Genomic DNA, 19,006 nt, shown 5'->3' on the forward strand with positions numbered 1-19,006 from the left:
AGCAAGCTTCGTCGCCACAAGGGCACGTCTGGGTAGAGGCCTGTGGGAGCGAGCCTGCTCGCGATGACGTCAGTAGATCCGGCATCACCGGTACTGATTCACCGCTAGCTCGCTGCCACAGTGGATTTAGCTATGTAAGCCCCAAATCCTGACTACTGCACCTTCGCCAAATCCCCTTTCAACGCAACCCCGGCCATGATTGCCCCAGCGTGGCATTCATAGGTCGTGGCGTCCTTGCGCTCGTTGCGCTTGTAGAAGCTGACGATGTTGGTGACGGCGTTGGCGCCGGCGTTTTTCGCGGCCTCGTGCAGGCTGATCAGGGCTGATTGAAGTACCCATTCGCAGGCCGCTTCGTCGGACTTGTTGAACGCGTTGGTTTTCTTGTTGGTGACCGCTCCCGGGCTGACCACGGTGACGTTGCCGGCCGGTTTGTGCCCGGCCAGGTAGAACTTCACGCTGCCGTCGATCTTGCCGGTGCGGATGGCTTCGGCGACCACTTTGTCGAATGGCAGGTACAACGCGGTATCACGGGCCTGGCTGAGGCTTGGCAAGGCACCGAGCAACAGGGCGGCGGTTACAGCGATTTTCTTCAACGGCATCATGGTCTCCTTGACCAGAGGATTGATGGGAATCAATGCCAGCGACGGAAAATCAGCGAGGTATTGACCCCGCCGAAGGCAAAATTGTTGTTCATCACGTATTCGTTGCTCATCGCGCGAAACTCACTGCGCAAGTAGTCGAGTGTGCCGCATTCGGGGTCGACTTCATCGAGGTTGAGCGTGTGTACATACAGGTCGCGGTTGAGCATCTCGATGCTGAACCAGGACTCCAGCGCACCGCAGGCGCCCAGGGTGTGGCCCAAAAAGCTTTTCTGCGAGCTGATGGGCATGTGTTCGCCGAACAGGCTGCTGGTGGCCAGGGTCTCGGCGACGTCGCCCTGCTCGGTGGCCGTGCCGTGGCCGTTGACGTAGCCAATGGCGGACGGTTCGAGGCCGGCATCCTCCAGGGCCAGTTCCATGGCCCGGCGCATGGTGCTCAACTCGGGACGGGTGGCATGCTGGCCGTCGGCGTTGCTGCCAAAGCCGACGATTTCGGCATGGATCCGTGCGCCACGGGCCAAGGCATGTTCCAGTTCTTCGAGCACCAGCATGCCGGCGCCTTCGCCGATCACCAGGCCATCGCGGCCCTTGTCGTAGGGACGCGGGCTGGTCTGCGGGGCATCGTTTTTCAGGCTGGTGGCGTAGAGCGCATCGAAGACCATCGCTTCGGTCGGGCACAGTTCTTCCGCGCCGCCGGCGAGCATCAGCGGCAAGCGGCCGAACTTGATTGCCTCGTAGGCATAGCCGATGCCGTGACTGCCGCTGGTGCAGGCACTGGACGTTGGGATCAACCGTCCGGTCAGGCCGAAGAAGATGCTGATGTTGGCCGCCGTGGTGTGGGGCATCATTCGCACATAGGAGTTGGCGTTCAGCCCTTCGGCCACGCTGTTGAGCAGCATGTTGCCGAAGGCCTTGATCTCATCGGTGCTGCCAGTGGACGAGCCGCAGGACACGCCCATGCGCCCGTCCTTGATCGACGGGTCGCCCAGCAGGCCAGCGTCGGCCAGGGCCTGCTCAGCCGAGGCCACCGCCAGGCGTGAGACCCGGCCCATGCTGCGCAACTGCTTGCGCGTCCAATGGGCCGGGACCTGGAAATCGTCGATGGGCCCGGCCAGGCGAGTGTTCAGTTCGGTGAAACGGTCCCACTCATCCATGCGCCGGATGCCGCTGCGGTTGGCGGCGAAGTTGGCGGCGATGGTCTCCCAGTCGCTGCCGATGGAGGTGATGCCGGCCATGCCGGTGACGACGACGCGCTTCATCAGCACAAGCCTCCGTTGACGGCCAGGACTTGCCGAGTGATGTATCCAGCTTCGGCGGACATCAGGAAGTTCACCGCGCCGGCGACTTCTTCCGGGGTGCCCATGCGCTGGGCGGGGATCATCTTCATCAATTCTTCCACGGGTACGTTTTCATCGAGCATGGCGGTGTCGATCAACCCCGGCGCGACGCAATTGACCGTGATCTTGCGCTTGCCCAGTTCGATGGCCAACGCCTTGGCCGCGCCGATCAAGCCGGCTTTCGAGGCGCTGTAGTTGACCTGGCCACGGTTGCCGATCAGGCCGGACACTGACGTGATACAGACGATTCGTCCCGCGGCGCGGCGCCGGATCATCGGCATCATCACCGGGTGCAGCACGTTATAGAAACCGTCGAGGTTGGTGCGCAGCACGCTGTCCCAGTCGTCTTCGCTGAGGGCCGCAAAGGCGCCGTCGCGGGTCAGGCCGGCGTTGAGCACTACGCCGTAATAGGCGCCGTGGGTTTCGACGTCGGCTTCGAGGGCCGCCTTGCAGGCGGCGCGGTCGGACACGTCGAATTGCAGGACCCGGGCGTTGCGGCCCAGGGCTTGGATGTCTGCCAGGACCGCTTCGGCTTCGGCGCGGCCGCTGCGGCAATGCAAGACGATATCGTGCCCGGCCTGGGCCAGGCGCAAGGCGATGGCGCGGCCAATGCCACGGCTGGAGCCGGTGACCAGTACGGATTCAGTCATGGCTGGGTTCCTGTTGCGGAAGTTTCATTGAGGTACTGGGCAGCATGGGGCGGACGAAATACGTTCAGTCGCGCCGTGGCATGGATGCCCGGCGCGTGGATGTGGCATTCGAACACACCCATGCCGTTGTCGTCTTCCAGGGAGCGCACGCCATGGATGGCCAGTTCAGTGTCGAGAGGGAAATGCTCGACGTTGCATTCGAACTTGCGGGTCCCGAGCAAAAAGCCCAGCTCCACTGCATCGCCGCGCTGGCGAGCGTGGCAACCGGCGAACGCCGCGACGCTCTGGGCCATCAATTCGATGCCGACCCAGGCCGGCAGCGCGCCGTCTTCACGGTTGAACAAGCCGCCGGGCTTGACCGTGGCGAGTGCATGGATCTGTTCGTCATCGAAAGACACGACCCGGTCGATGAGAATCATGTCGCCCGCATGGGGCAGCAATTCGGCGAGCGGCCAGTCGATCATTGGGCGTCTCCGATAATGAGGCTGACGTTGTTGCCGCCGAAGGCAAACGAGTTGCTCATCAGGCGTCGGGGGAAGGTCGGGTTCAGGCGGGCACGGCTATCTATCCAGTCCAGCGCCGGCAGCTCGGGGTCCGCCTGGCCGTCCCAAAGGTGGGGTGGCAAGGCCTGGGCGACGTTGTCAGGGCTAAGGGTCAGCCAGCAGAAAGCCGCTTCCAACGCGCCCGCCGCCCCAAGCGTGTGGCCAGTCATGGGCTTGGTGGACGAGCAGGGCACGCCCGCCGGAAACAATCCAGCCACCGCATGGCTTTCCATGGCGTCGTTATGTTGCGTGGCGGTGCCGTGCAGGTTCAGGTAGTCGATCTGGCTGGCGTCCAGGCCGGCACAGCGCAGGGCTTTTTCCATCGCCTGGCGGGCGCCGCGACCGCTGGGTTCCGGCGCGGAAATGTGGTGCGCGTCAGAACTGGCGCCATCCCCGAGCAGGGCGATCGAATGGCCGTCGCCTGGCGTCTTGCTCATGAGAAACAGCACAGCCGCCTCGCCAATGTTGATACCGCTGCGGTTCACCGAAAACGGGTTGCAGCGCTCGTTCGACACCGCTTCCAGCGCAGAGAAACCGTTCAAGGTCAGTTTGCACAAACTGTCCACGCCACCGCACAGCACCGCATCGCACAAGCCCAGGTCCAGGAGGCGACGGGCGCTCATCAAGGCCCGCGCGCTGGAGGTGCAGGCGGTGGAGATCACATAGGAGGGCCCGCTCAAGCCAAGCCAGTCGGAAAGGAAATTGGCCGGCGCGCTGAGTTCCTGTTGCTGGTAATCGTAGCCTTCGGGGAACCGCTGCTCGCGCAGGTAATGGGCAATGCCCTGGCTGGCCTCGTCGATGCCCGAGGTGCTGGTGCCCAGAACGATACCGATGCGCGCGGGGCCGTACGCCTCGATGGCCTGATCGATGTCGGCACGAATCTGCAACCCGGCTTCGAGCAGCAGTTGATTGTTGCGGCTGCGTTGCGCCGCCAGTGCCCCGGGGATGGGGGCCAGTTCTCCCCTTACCGCAGCCACCGGCAATGCCCGCTCGGCCACCCAGCCGGCTTCGACGCGCACGCCCGAGCAATCGCCGGCAAACAGGTTGCGCGCGACGTTTTGTTTGTCCCGGCCCAAGGAGCAGATGACCCCGAGGGCGTTCAGATAAGCGGTCATGGTGCGCTCTCGGTCAGCGGTGTGATGCGGTAGTGCGGGCCTTGGGGCAGGCGCAGCTCAAAATCCAGGGGCCGTTTGTAGCGCACCTGCCAACGCGCATCGAGGGCTCGTTCGACACCGTGTTGCCGGGCGACGGGGTAGCGATCGGCAAGCTCGGTTTCCGGGGTCAAGGCGAACAATAGCGCAGCGAACAATTCCCGCGCCTCGGCATTGGGCGGCAGCAGACCGTCGGCTTGCCATTGGTTGTCCACCAGGCGCTGGCGCGCCAGGGGAATGCCCAGCGGGTCCATCATCGACCAGCGTATGCCGGTGTTTTCACGCTGGATCACCAACAGCCAATCCTGGCGCTGGCCGTCCAGTTGCCGCTCGATGTGCAATTGCAGTGGCAGCGCCAGGGTTGGCATGCGCTCGGGCAGCGGCGCGTGGCTGGCGCAGGCACTGAGCAGCAGCAGGCAACCGATCAACAGGCAGCGGATCATGTGGCGGTCCCTTCGAGCGGCTTGCGTGCCACCACGTTGACCAAGGTTTCTTCGCGCTCGCCGAACGGCTTGGGCCGGCGCAGGCCCCAACGCTCCAGGAGGCCGAAGTCCTTGGCGCGGCTCCACCACAGGTACGGATAGGACACGTTGCGGTCCTCGAACTGGAAGCCTTGGTTGCGGATCATCGCCAAGTATTGCGCGGCGCTTTTCTGCACGTGCATGGGATGGCGGAACAGCCAGCGGATCACCCAGGTATCGATGTAGGCTTCGGTGGATTCGGCAAACAGCAGGTAGCCGCCGGGCTTGAGCACCCGATAGAACTCGGCGAGGGCTTTTTCCTGTTCCACCAGGTGGTGAAAGGTCTGGTGGCAGAACAGCAGGTCGACGCTGGCATCGGGCACGGCCAAGGTCGCGCAATCGCTGCCGATCAGTTCCACGGCCATGCCCTGGCGAGCGGCTTCTTGGGCGCTCAGGTCCAGGCTGTGGGGGTCGGCGTCCACGCCAATCAGGCGTTGCGGCGCGAATGCCTGGCGCAGGTACTGGAACGACTTGCCCTGGCCGCAACCGGCATCCAGCAGCACCGGATTGGAAGGCGGCGCGGTATTGAACAGACCGCGCAGATCCTCGACCGCCACGCGCAGCACATGATGCTGCCAGGTGTGGCTGCGCAGGAACCAGAAGCCGAAGCGGGTTTCTTGGACGTAGTTATCGCTCAGGTAGCTCATGGTTGTTTGCTCATGGCGCTGGGCTCGCGCAGATTTCCGAGAGCACGCGCAGGCGCCGCTTGGGTTCGCTGACGAACGGGTTGCGTTGATCCCAGGCATAGCCGGCGAGGATCGAACTGATCATCCGGCGGATGTCGGCGGAGCCTTCGGTGTAGTAGATCACGTCCTGGAACGTGCCGGCATACCAGCCTTCGACGTAGCAGCGGAACGTGTCGACGCCGCGTTTCAGTGGCTCGGCGAATTCGCCCTGCCAATCCACCTGCTCGCCTTGCAACTGACGATGCAGCACGCCGGCGGCCATGCTCGCCGAGCGCATGGCGATGGTCACGCCGGAAGAAAACACCGGATCGAGGAATTCCGCGGCGTTGCCCAGCAGGGCAAAGCCAGGGCCGTGCAGGGTCTTCACGTTGGCCGAGTAGCCACCGATGGTCCGAGCCGGAGTGTCCCACGCAGCATTGGCCAGCACGCCGGACAGGCTTGGGGTCTCGTCGATAAAGCCGCGCAGGCAGGCATCGAGGTCATTAGTGCGGCCGGCGAAATGTTCCGCTGCCGCGACCACGCCCACCGAGCAACGCCCATCGCTGAAGGGGATGGTCCAGAACCACACGTCGCGTTTCGTCGGATGGGTGGTGATGAGGATCTTCTCGCGGTCGAATACCGGGCTGTCGATGCGGTCCTCGATGTGAGTGAACACGGCCTGGCGCACCGGGAAATTGGACGGCGCCTCAAGGTCCAGCAGGCGCGGCAGGACCCGGCCATAGCCGCTGGCGTCAAGGACGAAATCCGCCTCGACCCGGTACTCGCTGCCATCCTCGCGCTGCACGCCCAGTTGCGGCCTGGCGAGGCTGAAATCAACGTTGGCAATGGCCTGGCCGTAGCGAATTTCCACCCCTTGCAGGGCCGCATGGTCGGCCAGCAACTTGTCGAAGTCGGCGCGCTGGACCTGGAACGTAGTGGGCTTGCCCTCGCTGAAAGTGTCGCCGAAATCGAAGGCGCTGTAGCGCTCGCCCCAGGCGAATGCAGCGCCGTTCTTGCGCTGGAACCCAGCGGCATTGACCGCGTCGAGCATGCCGGCTTCTTCGACAAAATCCAGACAGTGGGACAACAGGCTCTCGCCGATGGAGAACCGCGGGAAATGCTGGCGCTCGATGACCAGCACGTCATGCCCCTTGCGCTTGAGCAGCGCGGCGGCGATGGCGCCGGAAGGGCCTGCGCCAATGATGACGACCTGTCGACGTTCCATTTCAACTGTTGACACTGGGGCTCCTGGCCGGGACGGCGTGCGAAGGAATACGGTGAAAACCGGCCAGGGCCGGCAGCAAAGTCGCGATCAAACCCATCAGCATCAGCGCGAAGTACAGCGCGTGGCTGATGAGTTGTTGTTGCAGCAGCAGATTGAGGAAGACGATTTCACTCAAGCCGCGAATATTCAGCAAGATACTTTCCCGCACGCGGCTGGCGCCGGCGAAGGACGCCCCGGCCCAGCCGAGCCCAAGCCAGTTGCCCAGCAGTTTGCTGGCAATGGGCAACAGCAGCAACGCCCCCAGCTGGGCCCAGCCGAGGCTGTCCATCGCGCTGTGCACGTTGATCTGCACGATACCGAACGTCAGGATCAACGGGATGGCCAGGTAGGTCTGCAACCTGTTCATCCACTCGGCGCCGAGGGGCAATACCAGCGGCACCTTGAGCGCGGCCATGCACAGCAGGTAGCCGATGCCGACGATGAGCGCATTGAGTCGGTAATGTTCGGCCACCACCAGCAGGGCGAAGAACAGGGCGCTGTGCAGCAACGGTTGGCGCAGGCCGGCCAATCGCAGCAGCATCGGCAGACAGGCACCGGCCAGCGGCAGCAACAGGTTGCCCAGGTGCAGGCTGCCCTGGGCCAGGGCGAACAGGCTCCAGCAGATCAGGTCGATCAGGATGGCCGTCTGTACCAATCGGCGAGTGGCGGCGGGCGGGTAGGCGATATGGCGCAGGTACAGGTACAGCACCGGTATCGCCGTGATCGCGAACAGCAGCCCCACCGCCAGCGAGCTGATCCAGGGCTGGGGTGGCAGCAGCCAGAACGCGGTCGCCAAGCCACAGGCAAACGGTACGCCAAAGCTTGGCAGGGCAATCTTCACGCTCTGGCGGTCCAGGCGCAGGTCGATCACATCGCTGAGGATATGCCCCAGCAACAGGGCGAAGGCGAGGCTGTAGAGATTCTTCAACCACACGGGCGAAACCAGTTGCGCACCGCTGAGGTGCCAGCCCGGCTCGATCCAGCCATACATCAACAAGGGCAGGCCGAACGTCGCCAGCAGCAATTGGCTGACGATGGGGATCAGCCCGAAGCGTCGCCCGGCCAGCGTCGCCACGGCGAACAGCGCCAGGGCCATGACCCAGAACAGCGCCGTCATCATTGGACCGGCTCCGCAGTGCTGGGCCCATGGGGTTGGCGCCCGGCCCACGGTGCAAGCAGGAAGCTGAACGCCAATCCGAGGCTTACCGCCAGACCGAAATTACTCACCGCCGGTGTGCTGGAAAGCGCCAGCAGGCCGAACGACAGCCAGGTGGTGATCGCCGCCAGCAGCGTACCCAGCAGGCTCACGGCGGCTCCGCCAATCTGCTCACGCATCAGGATCGCGTAGTCGACGCCGATGGCGGTCACCAGCAACAGGCCGAACAGGCTGAACAGCGTCAGCGGCTGTCCCAGCCAGCCGAGGCTCGCCAGGCTGCACAGCGCGGCCAGGAGCGGCAGGGCGACAACGCGCAACGCGCCGCCGGCCCCGAACGGCCAGATCAGCACCAGGACGATCAGCACGCAGGAGGCCAGTTTCAATTCGGCGGCGCTGACCTGCGTGGCGGCAAAGACGCGATTGAGGTCACCCAGGCGATCGACCAATTGCACGCCGGGCAAGTCAACCGCCTGCACCCGCAGCAACGCGGCATCGTTCAAGCCTTGCAGGCTGACCACCGCCGCCACGCCCTGCGCTGTCGGGCCGAGCCAGAGGGTGCGATAGGGTTCTGCGAGCGGGCCGGTCAGCGCGGCGTCGATGTCGGTCACTGGCAGGGCCTGCAATTGCTGCAACTGCGCTTGCAACGCGGCAACCGGCACGCCGACGTCCAGCAATGGCTGCCAGAACGCCGGCAACCGGGCCAGGGCCTCACGGATTTTTTGTTGCTCGGCGGGCGGGCTGACCAGTTGATTGAGGGACAGGTAGCCCTGGAGTTTTTCCAGGCCGATCAACTGGTCCAGCCGCTCGTTGAGGGCGGTCTGGCGCTCCAGCAGTTGCGCTTGGTCGTCGGCACGGATCAGGAAAAACTGGCTGGTGGGCTGGAAACCGGTGATGCGAGCCACATCGCGGGCTTCGTCGGTCAGGTGCCGGGGCGTGCCGATCCACTGGCGGATGTCGTTCTTGCTGCTCAGTTGCCATAGGCCACCACCACAGAAGGCCAACAGCAATGCCAATAGGACGGGCGTGCGCACCCGGGCCAGCAGCGCTTCTCGGCACTGGAGCATGGCTTCGCACACCCGCAGCGGCCACTGTGCGGGGCGCAAGTCCGCCCGCTTGAGCAACGCCGGCAACAGGCAGACCGCCGTCAGGTAGGCGCCGACCAGGCCTGCGGCGGAGAAGATGGCGATCTGGGTCAGGGCCGGGAAAGGTGTCCAGGCCAGTGCGAGGTAGCCGATGCAGGTAGTGGCCAGGCTCAGGCTCAGGCCCGGCAGGGTCAAGCGCAGCGCCGGCCAGCTGCGCCACGGCTTGAGGCTCCAGCTCTTGGACAAATAATGCAGTGGGTAATCCACGGCGACGCCGATCAAGCTCGAACCCAAGACCAGGGTCATGACGTGCATGCGACCGAACACTGCCACGCAGGCCACCGCGCCGAACAACATGCCCACCAGCACCGGCACGAACGCCAGCCACACGGCAAAGCGGCGGAAGGCCAGCAACAGCAGCAACAGGATGCCCACCGTTGCGCCGCCGCCGACCCAAGTGATTTCCCGCGAGGCCTGTTGCTGTCCGCTGGCGGCGTAAAGCAGGCCGCTGGCTGCCAAGAGATTGCCCTGGGCCTGGCTCGCGTGCTCGCGGCTGCGTTGCAGCAGATCGGCCACCTGCAGGGGCAGGTTCATGTCGAAGGCATTGCCCTGGGTGCGGGCCCGCAACATGACCCAATGCTTGCCGTCGGCTTCGGCAACCAGCGCACCGCTGCCGACGTCCAGCTCGATGGCGCCGCGCTGGGGCTGGCTGTTCTGGATGCGCCCGGTCAGGCCTAGCCAGTCGTCCTGGCTCGGCACCAGGCTGAAGCCACTGAACGGGTCGAACAGCGCTTGCACCCGTTGCTGGATAAAGGCCTCGGGCTGGTCGATCAACTGTTGCCGATCAGTTGCCGACAGCATGGCCAGCCGGCCGTCGAGCAATTGCCTGCGCAGCGCAGGCAGGTCGGCTTCAAGCGTCCACTGGACCTTATCGAACAGGCCGCTGGCCTGCCATTGCTCGCCCAGGCTGCGGGCCAGGGCGATGGCTTGCTGGCGGTCGGCGTGGCCGACGAGCACCAACACTTCGCGGTTCAGTGGTTCCTGCATGCGTTGTTCAGCGATCAGCTCCAGCGCATCTGGCGATGTGCCCGGCACCAGTTCCATCAGGTTCGCCGACAACGGCGCACCGTTGCGCCATTGCCAACCGGCGAGCGCCAGCACTGCCAGCAGCAGGATCAAGAACAGCCACGGCAGCCTCCGTTCACTCGGCAAAGTCATGTTGCTCCGCTTCGCTCAAGGGTTGCGTGCTGGTGCTCTCGCGCATAAGCAGGACGGTACTGTCGCCTTGGGCTTCCAGCAATTCAATGCGCTGGACCAATTGGCCGCCGTCAATGTTGATCTGGTTGAAGACCTGCTTGAGCAGCGCCGAGCGTGGGGTCAGGGTGAGTCTCCATTGTTGCGGCTCCCCCGACAGGTTCAGCTCAAAGTCACGCTGCAAGCCACTGCTGTCGCCCTGCAACACCGCCAGGAACAACCGGTTCTGCTGGGCGCCGGCGCTTTTGTTCGGCAGTATCTGCCAGGTGCTGCCGTCCCGCCGGGCTATGCCTTTGGCGGTGATGCGGTAGTCCTGTTGCAGCGGCGTTTGCAGCAGCCACAGCAGGCCCTGGTTTTTCGCCAGCACGAAGCGGCCCTTGCTGACGAGGGGCTGGGGCAGGGCGCGCAGGTGTTTTTCCTGGATGAACTGGCCGTGGATCACGTCCGGGCGCGCCAGTTGATCGCTCAATTGCTGCAGGTCGAACGCCTGGGCCAGCGGCGACAGGCTGCACAGCAGCAGCCAGGTGAGCAGGCGCTTCATGACAGTTTCCTCTCGACCGCTTCGACAAACACCCGAGGCGAGGCCAGCAGCATCTCGCGAGTGGCCATGTCCACGGCCACTTGAACGGAACTGGCGCGGGTGAAGCGTTCGCCGGTTGCGGCGTCACTGATCAGGTAGTTGATCTTCAGCCGGTTTTCCCACTCCACCAGACTGGCGCGCACGGTCAGGGTCTGGCCGAACACGGCACCGCGTACGTAGCGCAACTGCAGGTCGATCACCGGCCACGCATGCCCCGATTCGAGCATGTCGTTGTAGTTGTGGCCGATCAGGTCGAGCAGGGCACAGCGGGCCACTTCCAGGTATTTGACGTAGTGGCCGTGCCAGACCACGTTCATCGAGTCGACGTCAAAAAACGGCACCACGATCCGGGTGTCGACGTGCAGAACGCCTTGGCTACGCATGCAGCCTCCAGTGTTGTTCGGCAATGCGTTGCAGGCACAGGCGCAGTTCGCCTTCCAGGGCGCGGTCTTCAATGACCGGCGGGAAATCCTCGGTCAGTTGCTCGTGCATCGTGGCCAGGGCCGGTGGCAGCGGTCGTGCGTCTTCGGCGCGGCTGCGCAGCCAGACGCCCTGGTTGGCGGCCAACAAGGTGGCGGCGGCGACCTGTTCGGTCAGCTCCAGCACGCGGATCGCGTCTCGGGCAGCGATGGTGCCCATGCTCACCTTGTCTTGGTTGTGGCACTCGGTAGAGCGCGAGAACACGCTGGCCGGCATCGTGTTTTTCAGGGCTTCGGCGGTCCAGGCGCTGGTGCCGATCTGCACGGCCTTGAAGCCGTGGTTGAGCATCGCCCGCTCGGCGCTGGCGCCGGACAGATTGCTGGGCAGGCCATGGTTGTATCGCTCGTCCACCAGCAGGGCGAGCTGGCGATCCAGCAGATCGGCGACGTTGGCCACCAGATTCTTCAGGCTGTCCATGGCGAAGGCGATGTGCCCACCGTAGAAGTGCCCACCATGGAGCACGCGCTCGGCTTCGGCGTCGATGATCGGGTTGTCGTTGGCGCTGTTGAGTTCGGTTTCGATGAACCCGCGCAGCCAGCCCAGGCTGTCGGCCAATACCCCGAGCACATGCGGGGCGCAGCGCAGGGAGTAGCGATCTTGCAGACGATGCAACGGCGCGGTCGGGGCGTCGATGGCCAGGTCCTTGCGCAGCCACGCGGCGACTTGCATCTGCCCCGGGTGCGGCTTGGCGGCGAACAGGCGTTCATCGAAGTGTTCCGGATTGCCTTGCAGGGCGACCACGTTCAGCGCGGTGATGCGGGTCGCCAGTTGCAGCAGGTAGTCGGCGCGGGCAAAGGCCAGGCAGGCCAGGCCGGTCATCACGGCGGTGCCGTTCATCAGCGCCAAGGCTTCCTTCGGCCGCAGCACCAGCGGCGTCCAGCCCAGTTCGCGGTGCACGTCGGCGGCCAGGCGGCGTTCGCCACGGAACATGACTTCCCGTTCACCGGACAACGTAGCGGCGACGTAGGACAGCGGCGTCAAGTCGCCGCTGGCGCCCACCGAACCTTCTTCCGGGATCAGCGGCAGGATGTCGTGCTTGAGGAAGGCCTGGAGCCGTTCCAGCAGTTCCACCCGCACCCCCGACACACCGTGGCACAGCGACTGCAAACGGGCCGCCAGCACGGCACGAGTGGCTTGGGCATCGAGCAGTTTGCCCAGGCCGCAGCCGTGGAAGGTGTAGAGGTGACGGGGCAGGGCCTCGACGTGGTGCAACGGCACGGCCACCACGCAAGAGTCGCCGTAGCCGGTGGTCACGCCATAGATGACGCCTTCCTTGTCCAGCAGGGAATCGAGGAACTGCGCACCCTTGGCAATGCGCTGGCGGAACGTCGGATCATCCTGCAATTGCGTCGGCGCCTGACGGTTGGCCAGGGCCAGCACATCTTCAATGCGCAGGGGGCGTTCGCCGAAGGTTACCGGCTCAAGAGTGGGCATCGTCATCGGTCTTCCAGAAAGGGTAAAAGTTGAACCACTGTTGTGGCCCCTGGAGGCAGTATTGCGCCAGGCGTTCGGCGTACAAGCCGGCCCAATGGGCAATCACGTGGTCGCGTTCGTTGCGCTTCCACACCACGGCATCGGCGAACGGTTCGAGGGTGACCCGATAGTGTCCTTCGTGCTTGAGACACATCAGCAGGTTGACCGGGCATTTCAGCAGGCCGGCCAACAGCCAGGGGCCTTGCGGGAATGCCGCCGGATAACCCATGAAGTCCACCGTCACGCTGCGCCCGCCATGCAGCGGTACGCGATCGCCAGCGATCGCCAGCCACTCACCGCGCTCCAGGCGTTCGCTCAGTTGCAGCATGATCACCGGGTTCAGCTCGCTGACCTGGATCAGCCGCAAGTGCGTGGCGCCGGCTTCGCCCAGCAAGCGATTGAATTGCTCGGCGTGCTTGGTATGCACCAGCACGTTCATGGTGACCTTTTCACCCAGTTCGGCCAGGGCTCGGCACATTTCCAGGTTGCCCAGGTGTGCGCCGACCAACATCTGCCCTCGCGTGTCGCGCAAATGGTTGCGCAGCAGCGCCGGGTCGACGATTTCGATCTGCTCGATGCTTAGCTTGCCGTTCCAGACGTCGAGCTTGTCCAGCAGGGAGTCGGCGAAGGCCATGAATTGCCCAAAGACTCGACGGTGGGTCGGGCGCAACTCGGGGCGGCCGCTCCAGTCGGCGAGGCGCTGCTGATACTGCCAGGCCGCCTGCCGGGCGCTGCGACCAAAAACGAAGAAGTACAGGACGATGCCGTACAGCACTGGTGTCAGCAGCCGACGGCCCAACACCTTGGCGGCAAACGCGGTGAGTTTCATCAGCCAGAAACTACCGCGCTCCTGGCGATCCGCCCAGTGCTGCTGGTCAGTGTTCATGGGCGCCACCGTTGCCAGAGAATCACCGGCAAGCGCACCAGCATGCCGAAGAACAGCCGGGTGTGCATGCGAGAAATCAGCACATTGTCGTGGAACAGGCGAAAGTGCGAGACCCCGTCCAGAGGGTAACGGACCCGCGTGCGCAGCCAGCGCATCGGCTGGTTGCGCCAGGACAGGCGCACGAGGATGTCCGAGTCGAAATCCATGCGCTTGCCGATGTTTGCCGAGTCGATCAGTGCCAGGGTCGGTGCCAGGGGATAGACCCGCAAACCGCACATCGAATCGCGGATCTGCAGGGACAGGCTGTTGATCCAGACCATTACGTGGGTCAGGTAGCGTGCGTAAAGGCGGCCTTTCGGCACGCTGGCGTCGTACAGGGGGTAACCGCAGATCAGCGCGTCGGGATGAGCGCTGGATTGTTCGATGAAGGTGCGTACGTCGCCCAGGTCGTGCTGCCCGTCGGCGTCGACCTGCAAGGCGTGACTGAAACCCAGGCGCGCGGCCTCCCGCAGCCCGGTCATCACCGCGCCGCCCTTGCCCTGATTGACGGCCAGCCGCACCAGGTGAACCCGTTCGTTTTCAGCCAATTGTTCGAGCACCGCCGCGCAAGCCGCGCTACTGGCATCGTCCACCAGCACGCAGGGCAAGCCGCTGCCGAGCAATGCCTGGACCACCGTTGCGATGGCGGTTTCGTGGTTGTAGACCGGGATGACGGCGCAGGGGTTATGCATATTCTGCTCCTTCCACGGTTTCACTGTGCACAACCTTCCTGTGGCGAGGGGATTTATCCCCGCTGGGTTGCGCAGCGACCCCAAATTCTGTGCAACGACACAGACTGATGGTGAGCGCTTCGCACTCGAGCGGGGATAAATCCCCTCGCCACAGAAGCACAGCGGTGCGGTTAGTCATCGGCCACCCCCAACACAATCCGCCCACTGGAGCACGCCGCTGTGTCATTGCGAAAGGCAAAGTACAACTTGCCGCGCTCACGATCGAAGCGCAGGTGCAGCTGGATTTCATCACCGGGTCGCACCAGTTGCTGGAATTTGAGCACCTCCATGCCGACGAACCGGGGCGGCAAGTCCAGCAATCGACGGCCCAGGTTCAAGGCCCAATCGACTTGCACCACCCCCGGAAGGACCGGCGCGGTGGGAAAATGGCCGCTGAAGTATGCAAGGTCGGGGGGCACCGCCAGGCGCAGGCTCCATTCGCCGTCGGTTTGAATTTGCTCAAGCACCTCAGGGGCTTTTGGACGCGGCGCCATCAACACGGCTTCGACTTCGGCCTGGGGCAGCTTGCCCTGTGCGTTTAACGGCAGTTGCCGCAGCCAGCGCCAGCGCCGTGGCAGCGCCAAGGTTTCACAGTGCCCGCTCAAGTGCTGGCGCAGGGCTTGGGTCACGGCCCGCCGGCCCAGATTGCGCAGGGCCAGCAAGCCGGTTTCGCTGAGCGCCAGCAGGGCACCGAGGGAGGCTCGGTTCTCCTGCACGACGCCCAGCCGCGCATCGCTGACCCATTCGTGGGCCGTCAACGCCTGTTCCAGCATGGGCAGCGAGATGCGCTTTTCTTCGAGCTTGACGATGCGGTCCAAGCGGCCGAGCAATTGGAAGCGGCCATCCGCCGCGATCCGCGCCGCGTCGGCGGTGTGTTCCACATGACCGGCCGGCAAATAAGGCGAGGTAATCAGCAAGGCGCCGTCACTGTCCTGGCTCAGCTCGACACCGGCGAACGGTTGCCACAAGTCGCCGCCCTGGCGCCAGGCAATGCCGCCGGTTTCCGAGCTGCCGAAAACTTCCGTCGGCCATTGTCCCAGGCGTTGTTCGAGACTCTGGGCCGCGTCGGCAGGCAAGGCGCCCCCAGAGGAAAACACCCGGCGCACGCTGCCCAAGGCTGGCCAGTCGAGGTTATCGCCCATGCGCTTGAGCAGCGCCGGGCTCGCGACCCAGGCAAACGCCGGATGCTCGCGACTGGCGCGCTGCATATCCTCCGGGAAGGCCAGTTGCCGACGAACGAAGGTGCGCCCGGCGCACAGCGGCCACAGCACCCGGAACAGCAAGCCGTAGATATGCTGGGCGGCGACGCTGCCGATCATGCAGGCGTCCGGGCCAAGGTCGGCGCCCCACAACTGCTCCAGCGCCTGGACTTCATTGCTCAGCTGGCGCAGGGTTTTTTCGATGCGTTTGGGCTCGCCACTGGAACCGGAGGTGCACAGGGCCAGCCAGCATTGATCGAGATCCAGCTCAGCGGCTTCCAGCGGAGCCTGTCGCAGGTCATTGGGTTGGGTGTCGCCGGGCAGGTCGGTCAGCCACAAGTCGACATCGGCCGACCAGCGCTGGCGGGTCTGCGGTTGCAGGTCAGCGGGCAGCAGCACGCGCGCGCCGGCGCGCCAGGCGCCGAGCAGGGCAACCGCCAGGTCCGCTGCATCATCCAGATGCACGGCCAGGCGCCGGATGCCCCGGGCTTGCAATCCGGCGGCCAGGCTGAGCGCGTCTGTGCGCAGTTGCGCGTGGTCCAGTCCCGGCCCGACCGCTACCGCGCGGCCTGGCTGGGCCTCGAGCAGTATCTGCTCAAGCGTTATCCAATTCATGGGCGGCCTCTTACCCGTTGTCGTATGAGCCATTCAATGGCAAACAGCAGCCCCATCAATCCGTAGGAAATCAGGCCGGTGTACAACATCCACCAGCTCAGCGGCGCCCAAAGGGTCAGGGCGGCGGCGAGCAAACCGTTACACAGGAAAAACACACTCCAGGCCACCGTGACCTGGCGGGTATAAACCACCGCCTTGGCCGGCAACCGTGGTTCGCGCAGGCGGGCCAGACGCTCGATGATCGGCGGGCCGTACTTCAGGCTCAGCGTGAACAGCGCGAGCATGAACGCGCTGATCAACACCGGATACCAGCGCAGCAAGAGCGGGCTGTCGAATACCGCGAGCAACACGCAAAAAAAGATCGCCGTGACCGCCATCCAGCGTTTGCCGGGCCCGGCCTTGCCGAGGAACGCCCGGGCCAGCCACAGGCAGCCCAATAGAAGCCCGAACTGCCAGGGGGCGAAGTGCTCCATGCCGAAATACACCGCAAAAGGGTATAGCAGGCCCGCCAGCAGCAGGCCGAGGCCAATCAGCCGGCTCATGCGGCCGGCTGGACCAGTCGATAGACCGCCTCGACTACATCGTTGACGGTGCGCACCGATTTGAATTCTTCAGCGGCGATTTTCTTGCCGGTCTGGCGCTTGATGTGGTCGATCAGGTCGACTGCATCGATGCTGTCGATTTCCAGATCCTGATACAGGTTCGACTCCAGCGTTACACGCTCAGGGTCCAGCTCGAAGAGCTCGACCAGGGCATTGCGCAGGGTGTTGAAAATATCGTCACGAGTTTGCATGGTCGGTCTCAGGCGCTTTTTGCAGTGACGAAGGCCGCAAGGCTTGCCACGTTGCTGAAATGGTTACGGGTGTCCTTGGCATCGGCGTCGATCTTGATGCCATATTTTTTCTGGATCGCCAGGCCAAGCTCCAAGGCATCCACCGAGTCCAGGCCCAGGCCGTCGCCGAACAGGATCTGATCGTCGCCGATGTCGTCGATACCGATGTCCTCCAGGCCGAGGGCCTCGATGATCAGTTGTTTGATGTCACGGTGCAGATCGCTCATCTTCGGCGAGCTCCTTGATGAAATAGTGATGCAAATAATCGTTGAGCCGGCGTGAAGCCTGTGGCGCAGGGCCCAGCGCGGCGAAAGCCTGTGGGTCTATATCGGCACCGACGCGAAAACTGAAGTGCACGCGGCGCAGGGGGATGCGGTACCAGGGCTCGGCCTTGGTCAAGGTCGTGGGGCTGACCTTGATCGTCACCGGTGTGAGGATTTTCGCACCCCGCAGGGCAATGGCGGCGGCGCCTCGATGAAAGGCCGGCGCTTGGCCCGGCTGGGTGCGCGTGCCTTCGGGAAAGACAATCAGGCATTGGCCATCCTGCAGGGCGTTGCTGGCGGCATCGAGCATGTCCATGCTGCCGTCGTTGCTGATGTATTGGGTCGAACGCAGTGGGCCACGGGTGAAAGGGTTGTCCCACAGGCTTTGCTTGACCACGCAGTTGGCGTCGCGCACCAGCCCGATCAGGAACACCACGTCGATCAGCGACGGGTGGTTGGCGATGATCATCTGCCCCGGGCGGCCGAGTTTCTCCGCGCCATCGATCTGATAGGTGAGCACACCGGTGCGGGCCATGAATCGAATGAAGAACCAGAACAGGCGCCCGACTGTTCTACGGGCTCGCTGCCGATGGGTCTGCGAGTCGCCGGGCAGCGCGTTGAGCAACGGAAACACCAGCAACCGCAGGCACAGCCCACCCAGCCCGAAGAGAGCGAAGCTCGCGGCGGTCGCGAACAAGCGCCAGTAATAGGCGTCGCGATGTTTACCGGTCACCGGTTGCGTTGCCAGGTCCATAGACGATTCTTCCAGGCATGTTGGCAGGTGAGTTGGTTGCCCAGCAGCGTACGCAACAGATCCAGGGCATGGGGCCAGTCGCTGACCGGCAGCGGGGCCGGCGGATTGGCTAATTGCAGTTGCCAGTCGTCGCCACGGGTCAGCAACAGCCCCACTGCGTAGGGAAACGGTACGTCGTCGACCCAAGGCGCGTAGACGCTGGGCGGTTGCTCTTCGGTGATGACCAGCAACACCGCTGGCGTGCCCTCGTCGAGCAAGGCGGCGGCCTCCAGCATGCCGTGTTCAAGGCCATCGCCCGTCGCGGCCAGGGCCGTCATCTCGCTGGTTTCGCCGCGCATGATCGACCACAAGCCAATCACCGCGTTGTGCACCGACAGGCTGAACTGGGTAGGAGACAGCGGTTGATCCCCGGCCAGGTCCTTGAGAATCTCAAAAGTGCGCGGGGTTTCGCCATGGCGGGAAATAAAGACCAACGGTAGGTCCGGTCGCCCCTCGGCCAGCGGCCAGGCGACGCTGAAGGCCATGCGGGCCAAGCGGCTAAGGCGTCGGCGTTGCATGGCGGGCAGGAACGACACGTCGGGGGCCGCATCGCTGACGGGCGGCACGACCGGTTGTCGGCTCCATGCCTGCCAATCGTCCACGCTTTCGAGCCCAGGGGCCCACGCGCGCCATTGGGCGATATTGAAATTGATCACAGACTCATCCCACCCCTGCGGGCTTTTATTGTCACGGTTCAGTGGTTTGACCCGCGTCCAACCCTGCATGGCCTTGCGACCCAAGTGGCGCGCATTATCCCGGTGCGGTTGGCTTGTAGCAAATACTGGTTACATTTCGTCCAGACAAAATCATCAAGGAACCAGACCCAACACGGGACCGCCATTGTGACGGTTAAAAAGTGATTGTCTGTCAGGCGCTTCCTTCATATACAGGCGA

21 protein-coding genes are annotated in these 19,006 nt (G+C 64.1%); all 21 read right to left on the reverse strand.

From position 1 onward, the window contains the following. Positions 1 to 152: 152 nt before the first annotated feature. On the reverse strand, positions 153 to 599 hold the full coding sequence (locus ACLK1G_RS20405; protein WP_420767067.1) for an excinuclease: 447 nt from the start codon (positions 597 to 599) through the stop codon (positions 153 to 155). Positions 600 to 631: 32 nt separating this feature from the next. Continuing rightward, positions 632 to 1,858: a beta-ketoacyl-ACP synthase gene (locus ACLK1G_RS20410; protein WP_420767068.1), complete on the reverse strand. Its 1,227-nt coding sequence runs from the start codon at positions 1,856 to 1,858 to the stop codon at positions 632 to 634. Beyond that, positions 1,858 to 2,586 carry a 3-oxoacyl-ACP reductase FabG gene (fabG, locus tag ACLK1G_RS20415; RefSeq protein WP_420767069.1) on the reverse strand — a complete coding sequence of 243 codons (729 nt, stop codon included), beginning with the start codon at positions 2,584 to 2,586 and terminating at the stop codon, positions 1,858 to 1,860. Before fabG ends, ACLK1G_RS20410 begins: the two co-directional genes overlap by 1 nt. Further along, complete coding sequence (locus ACLK1G_RS20420; protein ID WP_420767070.1) at positions 2,583 to 3,050, reverse strand: hotdog family protein; 468 nt, start codon at positions 3,048 to 3,050, stop codon at positions 2,583 to 2,585. Before ACLK1G_RS20420 ends, fabG begins: the two co-directional genes overlap by 4 nt. Beyond that, complete coding sequence (locus ACLK1G_RS20425) at positions 3,047 to 4,243, reverse strand: beta-ketoacyl-[acyl-carrier-protein] synthase family protein (protein ID WP_420767071.1); 1,197 nt, start codon at positions 4,241 to 4,243, stop codon at positions 3,047 to 3,049. The genes ACLK1G_RS20420 and ACLK1G_RS20425 overlap by 4 nt, the downstream gene beginning before the upstream one ends. Beyond that, entirely contained in the window at positions 4,240 to 4,722 is a 483-nt protein-coding gene (locus tag ACLK1G_RS20430) for a DUF3261 domain-containing protein (protein WP_420767072.1), read from the reverse strand. Before ACLK1G_RS20430 ends, ACLK1G_RS20425 begins: the two co-directional genes overlap by 4 nt. Then, positions 4,719 to 5,447, reverse strand: coding sequence for a class I SAM-dependent methyltransferase (locus ACLK1G_RS20435; RefSeq protein ID WP_420767073.1), 729 nt, complete (start codon positions 5,445 to 5,447; stop codon positions 4,719 to 4,721). The genes ACLK1G_RS20430 and ACLK1G_RS20435 overlap by 4 nt, the downstream gene beginning before the upstream one ends. A 10-nt stretch (positions 5,448 to 5,457) precedes the next feature. Next, positions 5,458 to 6,705 carry an NAD(P)/FAD-dependent oxidoreductase gene (locus ACLK1G_RS20440; protein WP_420767074.1) on the reverse strand — a complete coding sequence of 416 codons (1,248 nt, stop codon included), beginning with the start codon at positions 6,703 to 6,705 and terminating at the stop codon, positions 5,458 to 5,460. Then, positions 6,692 to 7,849, reverse strand: a complete 1,158-nt coding sequence (locus ACLK1G_RS20445; protein ID WP_420767075.1) for a cation:proton antiporter — start codon at positions 7,847 to 7,849, stop codon at positions 6,692 to 6,694. Before ACLK1G_RS20445 ends, ACLK1G_RS20440 begins: the two co-directional genes overlap by 14 nt. Continuing rightward, a complete protein-coding gene (locus ACLK1G_RS20450) occupies positions 7,846 to 10,185 on the reverse strand; it encodes an MMPL family transporter (protein WP_420767076.1) in 2,340 nt (779 codons plus the stop codon). Before ACLK1G_RS20450 ends, ACLK1G_RS20445 begins: the two co-directional genes overlap by 4 nt. Further along, on the reverse strand, positions 10,169 to 10,762 hold the full coding sequence (locus ACLK1G_RS20455) for an outer membrane lipoprotein carrier protein LolA (RefSeq protein WP_420767077.1): 594 nt from the start codon (positions 10,760 to 10,762) through the stop codon (positions 10,169 to 10,171). Before ACLK1G_RS20455 ends, ACLK1G_RS20450 begins: the two co-directional genes overlap by 17 nt. Beyond that, entirely contained in the window at positions 10,759 to 11,184 is a 426-nt protein-coding gene (locus ACLK1G_RS20460) for an acyl-CoA thioesterase (RefSeq protein ID WP_420767078.1), read from the reverse strand. Before ACLK1G_RS20460 ends, ACLK1G_RS20455 begins: the two co-directional genes overlap by 4 nt. After that, on the reverse strand, positions 11,177 to 12,721 hold the full coding sequence (locus ACLK1G_RS20465; protein WP_420767079.1) for an HAL/PAL/TAL family ammonia-lyase: 1,545 nt from the start codon (positions 12,719 to 12,721) through the stop codon (positions 11,177 to 11,179). The genes ACLK1G_RS20460 and ACLK1G_RS20465 overlap by 8 nt, the downstream gene beginning before the upstream one ends. Then, positions 12,702 to 13,640: a lysophospholipid acyltransferase family protein gene (locus ACLK1G_RS20470; protein WP_420767080.1), complete on the reverse strand. Its 939-nt coding sequence runs from the start codon at positions 13,638 to 13,640 to the stop codon at positions 12,702 to 12,704. The genes ACLK1G_RS20465 and ACLK1G_RS20470 overlap by 20 nt, the downstream gene beginning before the upstream one ends. Beyond that, positions 13,637 to 14,371 carry a glycosyltransferase family 2 protein gene (locus ACLK1G_RS20475; RefSeq protein WP_420767081.1) on the reverse strand — a complete coding sequence of 245 codons (735 nt, stop codon included), beginning with the start codon at positions 14,369 to 14,371 and terminating at the stop codon, positions 13,637 to 13,639. The genes ACLK1G_RS20470 and ACLK1G_RS20475 overlap by 4 nt, the downstream gene beginning before the upstream one ends. A 170-nt stretch (positions 14,372 to 14,541) precedes the next feature. Next, on the reverse strand, positions 14,542 to 16,224 hold the full coding sequence (locus tag ACLK1G_RS20480) for an ApeI family dehydratase (RefSeq protein WP_420767082.1): 1,683 nt from the start codon (positions 16,222 to 16,224) through the stop codon (positions 14,542 to 14,544). Then, positions 16,221 to 16,766 (reverse strand): COG4648 family protein, encoded by a 546-nt coding sequence (locus tag ACLK1G_RS20485; RefSeq protein WP_420767083.1) that lies wholly within the window; start codon positions 16,764 to 16,766, stop codon positions 16,221 to 16,223. The genes ACLK1G_RS20480 and ACLK1G_RS20485 overlap by 4 nt, the downstream gene beginning before the upstream one ends. Beyond that, positions 16,763 to 17,017, reverse strand: a complete 255-nt coding sequence (locus ACLK1G_RS20490; RefSeq protein ID WP_264427453.1) for an acyl carrier protein — start codon at positions 17,015 to 17,017, stop codon at positions 16,763 to 16,765. Before ACLK1G_RS20490 ends, ACLK1G_RS20485 begins: the two co-directional genes overlap by 4 nt. Before the next feature lie 8 nt (positions 17,018 to 17,025). Beyond that, complete coding sequence (locus tag ACLK1G_RS20495) at positions 17,026 to 17,283, reverse strand: phosphopantetheine-binding protein (RefSeq protein ID WP_420767084.1); 258 nt, start codon at positions 17,281 to 17,283, stop codon at positions 17,026 to 17,028. Further along, the gene (locus ACLK1G_RS20500; protein WP_420767085.1) at positions 17,264 to 18,073 is read right to left on the reverse strand and encodes a lysophospholipid acyltransferase family protein; all 810 of its coding nucleotides are present in this window, start codon (positions 18,071 to 18,073) and stop codon (positions 17,264 to 17,266) included. Before ACLK1G_RS20500 ends, ACLK1G_RS20495 begins: the two co-directional genes overlap by 20 nt. Continuing rightward, complete coding sequence (locus tag ACLK1G_RS20505; RefSeq protein WP_420767086.1) at positions 18,049 to 18,768, reverse strand: beta-ketoacyl synthase chain length factor; 720 nt, start codon at positions 18,766 to 18,768, stop codon at positions 18,049 to 18,051. Before ACLK1G_RS20505 ends, ACLK1G_RS20500 begins: the two co-directional genes overlap by 25 nt. Positions 18,769 to 19,006 lie beyond the last annotated feature (238 nt).

This window comes from Pseudomonas algeriensis (assembly GCF_048847255.1).
Taxonomy (GTDB): Bacteria; Pseudomonadota; Gammaproteobacteria; order Pseudomonadales; family Pseudomonadaceae; genus Aquipseudomonas.

Bases quoted from the DNA above. Each gene is read 5' to 3' on its own strand.
- ACLK1G_RS20405 (WP_420767067.1), bottom strand. From the start codon at position 599: ATGCCGTTGAAGAAAATCGCTGTAACCGCCGCCCTGTTGCTCGGTGCC.
- ACLK1G_RS20410 (WP_420767068.1), bottom strand. From the start codon at position 1,858: ATGAAGCGCGTCGTCGTCACCGGCATGGCCGGCATCACCTCCATCGGC.
- fabG (WP_420767069.1), bottom strand. From the start codon at position 2,586: ATGACTGAATCCGTACTGGTCACCGGCTCCAGCCGTGGCATTGGCCGC.
- ACLK1G_RS20420 (WP_420767070.1), bottom strand. From the start codon at position 3,050: ATGATCGACTGGCCGCTCGCCGAATTGCTGCCCCATGCGGGCGACATG.
- ACLK1G_RS20425 (WP_420767071.1), bottom strand. From the start codon at position 4,243: ATGACCGCTTATCTGAACGCCCTCGGGGTCATCTGCTCCTTGGGCCGG.
- ACLK1G_RS20430 (WP_420767072.1), bottom strand. From the start codon at position 4,722: ATGATCCGCTGCCTGTTGATCGGTTGCCTGCTGCTGCTCAGTGCCTGC.
- ACLK1G_RS20435 (WP_420767073.1), bottom strand. From the start codon at position 5,447: ATGAGCTACCTGAGCGATAACTACGTCCAAGAAACCCGCTTCGGCTTC.
- ACLK1G_RS20445 (WP_420767075.1), bottom strand. From the start codon at position 7,849: ATGATGACGGCGCTGTTCTGGGTCATGGCCCTGGCGCTGTTCGCCGTG.
- ACLK1G_RS20450 (WP_420767076.1), bottom strand. From the start codon at position 10,185: ATGACTTTGCCGAGTGAACGGAGGCTGCCGTGGCTGTTCTTGATCCTG.
- ACLK1G_RS20455 (WP_420767077.1), bottom strand. From the start codon at position 10,762: ATGAAGCGCCTGCTCACCTGGCTGCTGCTGTGCAGCCTGTCGCCGCTG.
- ACLK1G_RS20460 (WP_420767078.1), bottom strand. From the start codon at position 11,184: ATGCGTAGCCAAGGCGTTCTGCACGTCGACACCCGGATCGTGGTGCCG.
- ACLK1G_RS20465 (WP_420767079.1), bottom strand. From the start codon at position 12,721: ATGACGATGCCCACTCTTGAGCCGGTAACCTTCGGCGAACGCCCCCTG.
- ACLK1G_RS20470 (WP_420767080.1), bottom strand. From the start codon at position 13,640: ATGAACACTGACCAGCAGCACTGGGCGGATCGCCAGGAGCGCGGTAGT.
- ACLK1G_RS20475 (WP_420767081.1), bottom strand. From the start codon at position 14,371: ATGCATAACCCCTGCGCCGTCATCCCGGTCTACAACCACGAAACCGCC.
- ACLK1G_RS20480 (WP_420767082.1), bottom strand. From the start codon at position 16,224: ATGAATTGGATAACGCTTGAGCAGATACTGCTCGAGGCCCAGCCAGGC.
- ACLK1G_RS20485 (WP_420767083.1), bottom strand. From the start codon at position 16,766: ATGAGCCGGCTGATTGGCCTCGGCCTGCTGCTGGCGGGCCTGCTATAC.
- ACLK1G_RS20490 (WP_264427453.1), bottom strand. From the start codon at position 17,017: ATGCAAACTCGTGACGATATTTTCAACACCCTGCGCAATGCCCTGGTC.
- ACLK1G_RS20495 (WP_420767084.1), bottom strand. From the start codon at position 17,283: ATGAGCGATCTGCACCGTGACATCAAACAACTGATCATCGAGGCCCTC.
- ACLK1G_RS20500 (WP_420767085.1), bottom strand. From the start codon at position 18,073: ATGGACCTGGCAACGCAACCGGTGACCGGTAAACATCGCGACGCCTAT.